Raw genomic sequence first — 3,716 nt, forward strand, 5'->3', positions numbered from 1 at the left:
CCGCCCCCCTGGGCGATCGGCCGACGCGGGTGGGGTTCGACGCCGTGACCCACGTCTACGACAGTCTGATCCGCCGCGCCTGATCCGGCGTCAGGGGAAGGAACGGCCCCTGCGCGACACGCCCAATCCGGGCAGCGCCGACGGCCAGAACCGCCGCCTCCGGGGCTGGCCGGCGCCGGACCGGTCCGCCAGGGTTTCGCGCAGCGCGTCCAGTTCCGCCGCACGGGCGGCCGGAGAATGGACCTGTTCGACGAAGGCCTGGCCGCCGCGCGCCAGGGCCAGACGCGTCTGCGGGTCCTCGATCAGCCGGTTCATGGCGTCGGCCAGGGACCGGGCGTCCTCGACCCCGACATAGGCCGCGTGGTCGCCGCTGGCCTCACGCAGGCCGCCGCGTCCCGACGAGATCAGGGCCGCCCCGGCCGCGTGCGCCTCGAGCGCGGTCAGCCCCATGGCCTCGCGGACGCGCGACGGCGTGGCGGCGATGGCGGCGCGGCGCGTCACGGCCTGCACCTGGACCAGCGACGCCGACTTGTGGATCTCGACCCGATCGCCGAACCGGTCCAGCAGCCGCACATGGGACTCGGCCCAGTCGCTGTTCCGGTCCCATTCGCCCAGCACCAGGGCGCCGCGCCAGTCGGGATGACGGTCCAGCGTCTCGGCCAGAGCCTGGCAGAACAGGTCCAGCCCCTTTTCCGGCAGGGCGCGGCCGCAGAACAGGATCAGTTTCTCGCGCGTCTCGGGATCGGCCCGCCAGGCCTCGACGTCGATGGGATTGGACACGACCGCCACCCGGTCCGCCAGGCGGGGATAGTCGGCCGCGAACTCCTGACCCGCAGCCTCGCTGACGAAGACCAGACGATCGAAACGGGCCAGCCGACGGCCGTAGCGCCAGGCGTCGATCGGATTGTGCGCGGGTCGGATCCGCGTGTGGCGGTACAGGACATGGGTCGCCTGGGGCAGGCTGCGGGTCATTTCGGACGCCGCCTTGAGCTGCTGGTGGTATTCGACGACGGCCGGGTTCAGGGTCGTCAGAATCCGCCCCACCGCGGCATTGCGCGCCTTGCGCCCCAGGCCCGCCGGAACGGTCAGGGTGTGCGTACCCGCCGGCGTCGGGCCGCCCGCGTCGCAGATCAGGGTCACGGCCGCCTGAAGCCGGCTGTGGCCCGACAGGGTGCGGACCACGGTTTCCATCGAATTGCCCTTCTCAGGGCAGAAGTCGCAGCCTCGCGGCAGGATGACGGCGATACGCATGGCCTCAATCTTCCTTCCGACCAGGGGACGCCGTGAACATCTCGGGGTAGGCGACGGCCCCCGTGGCGCGCCGCCCGCGCGGGCCGTTCAGGCCCAACAGACGCCGCAGCTTGAAACTGGCCTTCAGCCAGGGCTCGACGGCGGACCGGCGCTCGGCCTTGACGTCGATACAGGTGACGCCGCCCAGGCCGGACAGGGTGTGCAGCCCGTCGGAGAAGCCCGGCGACAGATCGCCCGGCTCGAACCGCCGCACCGTCGAGGCCGCGAACGTCTGGGGCGACAGGGCGTCGATCCGCAGCAGATTGATCGCCACGCCATAGGCGGCGGCGCAATCCTGAACCGGCAGATGAACGGCGCCGTCCTGCACGAAGGCCGTGCCGCCCGGACGCGAGACGTCCAGGCCGCGCATCACCGGATTGCCGGTATGGGGCGTCCAGGGACCGGTCAGGGTCTCGGCCCAGGCCGCATGGAGTTCACGCATCGCCCGGTCGTCCGGCCCGGCCAGGGCGTAGAACAGCCACCACCGGCCGTCGTGGCGAACCACGGTCGGGTCGATGGCCGCCGCCTCACCCAGGCGCGCGACGGCCTGCCACTGATCGGGAAACCGGACGCAGCGATACAGGATCAGGCCGCCGCTCTTGTAGCCCTCAGGCAGCATATAGAGGGCGTCTCCGTCCTGGATCAGGGTCGGATAGGACAGGTGCCAGGGCTCCGACAGGGCCAGGCCCTGGTCCACCAGACGGTCATCGGCGTCGTACCGATAGAAGCGGATCCGGCCGCGACGGAGGTGATAGTCGAACGCCTCGACGAAGACGGTCAGCCCGCCGTCCCGCTGGATCGCGAACGGATCGGCCAGATAGGCGTAGGGGCCGACATCCGGCAGCCAGACGATCTCGTCCGGGCGGGGCGGGCGATCCACGACATCGGCCAGGGGACGTCGGATGAAACCGGAACGCCACAGGTCGAACATGACGCGGTCCTCAGCCGGCCTGAGGCGGCGGGGCGGCCGACCGGCAGTGTTTTGAAATCACGCGCATCCTGGTTCCGGCCCGACGTTCTTCGACGCTCTCGATCAAGCTTTACCTTAGGAAGGGCGTCGAGAACGAGGCGTGGGGCGAAATAAATCCGCGCGGCCTCACCCCGCCGCCCCGTTCGCGATCTGGGCCGCCTCTCGAATCCGGCCGACCATGCTGTTCAGGCCGTTGGCGCGCTGGCGCGTCAGGGCCGAGGGCAGGCCCAGACGGTCCAGTGCGGCCTTGGCGTCGAAGGCCAGAATCTCGGCCGGGGTGCGGCCGGAATAGAGTTTCAGCAGCAGGGCGATATTGCCCTTGGACAGGGCGCTGTCGCTGTCGGCGGCGAACCACAGGCGGTCGCCCTCGACCTGGGTCGCCAGCCAGACCCGGGCGGCGCATCCGGGCACCTGGTTGGCCTCGATACAGTCGGCCGGGTCCAGCGGGGCCAGGCCCTTGCCCAGTTCGATCACATATTCGATCCGCTGCTCCCAGTCGCCCAGCAGGTCGAAATCCTCGGCCAGTTCGGCCAGGGTCTGGTCAAGACTGTCGGTCGGGGGCGTGCGCTGGGTCATGGCCGCCAGATAGGCCGCGCGGCCGTTAACGACAACTGGCTGTTTTGTCCCCCGATATTCATGGTGAACGCGGGTTCGGATATCGCCTGGAACGGGAGCGGCCTCGCACCGACTCGGCGGCCGGTTTAGGCTCCAGACGAGCAACAACGGCCAGAACGCTTGTACGTCCACCCGCCACAGTCACGGCAGACCCCCTCCACGACGAACGCCGCGCGTTCGGCGACGGCGGTCCCGTCATCGCTGTTGGCCCTGTGGCACGCCTGCTGGGCGGTGGCGGCCAGCGTGACCGCCTTTGCGGCCCAGAGTCTCGGCGGACTGCCGGACAATGTGCTGGCCGCCCTGCTGCTGACGGCCCTGCCCGGCATCGGCGGGGTGATGCTGATGGTGCGCGATTCCATCGGCCTGAGATTCGTCCTGATGGGAGGCTGGCTGCTGGCGTCGGTGGCGGCGGCCGGCCTGACCGGCGGGGCGACCGGGGCGGTGCCCGGCCTGCTGGTCATGCCCCTGGCCGCGGGCATCGTGCTGGACCACCCGCGGATCGGCGACGACCGTCTGACCCGGCTGGGGATCGCCGCCCTGGTCCTGCCGCTGGTCTCGGGCCTGATCTCGTCGCTGCTGAACGGCGCCGAGGCCCAGCCGCCGGTCCTGGCCGCCGTCTCCGGCCTGCTGGCCGTGGCGGCCACCGCCTCGGCCATCGGCCTGACCTGGAACGAGCGCCGCAAACGCCTGACCCTCGCCGAGGCGAACAGCCGCCGGGTCGAGGCGGTGCTGAACGCCCAGCCCGGCCTGACCCTGCTGCTCGATCCGGCCGGCCGCGCCGTCGCCGCCTGGGGCGCGCCGCCGCCGTCGGTCTCCATCGACGCCCTGGTGAACCAGGGCC

Annotated in this window: 3 protein-coding genes and 1 pseudogene; 1 reads left to right on the plus strand and 3 read right to left on the minus strand. The window is 71.1% G+C overall.

Going from position 1 to position 3,716, the window contains the following annotated elements; translation table 11 throughout:
* Positions 1 to 90: 90 nt before the first annotated feature.
* From ER13_RS16545 to ER13_RS16555, 3 genes are all read right to left on the minus strand, one after another.
* Positions 91 to 1,251, minus strand: a complete 1,161-nt coding sequence (locus ER13_RS16545; RefSeq protein WP_035311061.1) for a glycosyltransferase family 4 protein — start codon at positions 1,249 to 1,251, stop codon at positions 91 to 93.
* A 4-nt stretch (positions 1,252 to 1,255) separates the two neighbouring features.
* Positions 1,256 to 2,221 carry a hypothetical protein gene (locus ER13_RS16550; RefSeq protein ID WP_035311064.1) on the minus strand — a complete coding sequence of 322 codons (966 nt, stop codon included), beginning with the start codon at positions 2,219 to 2,221 and terminating at the stop codon, positions 1,256 to 1,258.
* A 165-nt stretch (positions 2,222 to 2,386) separates the two neighbouring features.
* Complete coding sequence (locus ER13_RS16555; protein ID WP_008259705.1) at positions 2,387 to 2,836, minus strand: SufE family protein; 450 nt, start codon at positions 2,834 to 2,836, stop codon at positions 2,387 to 2,389.
* Between the two features lie 243 nt (positions 2,837 to 3,079).
* On the opposite strand from ER13_RS16555, the pseudogene ER13_RS16560 reads away from it, so the two are divergent.
* Positions 3,080 to 3,716 (plus strand): annotated as a pseudogene (locus ER13_RS16560) (sensor histidine kinase); the annotation flags it as partial.

Source organism: Brevundimonas sp. EAKA (genome assembly GCF_000698025.1).
Classification (GTDB): Bacteria; Pseudomonadota; Alphaproteobacteria; order Caulobacterales; family Caulobacteraceae; genus Brevundimonas; species Brevundimonas mediterranea_A.

Excerpts from the sequence above, each read along its gene's own strand:
- ER13_RS16555 (WP_008259705.1), bottom strand. The coding sequence starts at position 2,836 with ATGACCCAGCGCACGCCCCCGACCGACAGTCTTGACCAGACCCTGGCC.
- ER13_RS16545 (WP_035311061.1), bottom strand. The coding sequence starts at position 1,251 with ATGCGTATCGCCGTCATCCTGCCGCGAGGCTGCGACTTCTGCCCTGAG.
- ER13_RS16550 (WP_035311064.1), bottom strand. The coding sequence starts at position 2,221 with ATGTTCGACCTGTGGCGTTCCGGTTTCATCCGACGTCCCCTGGCCGAT.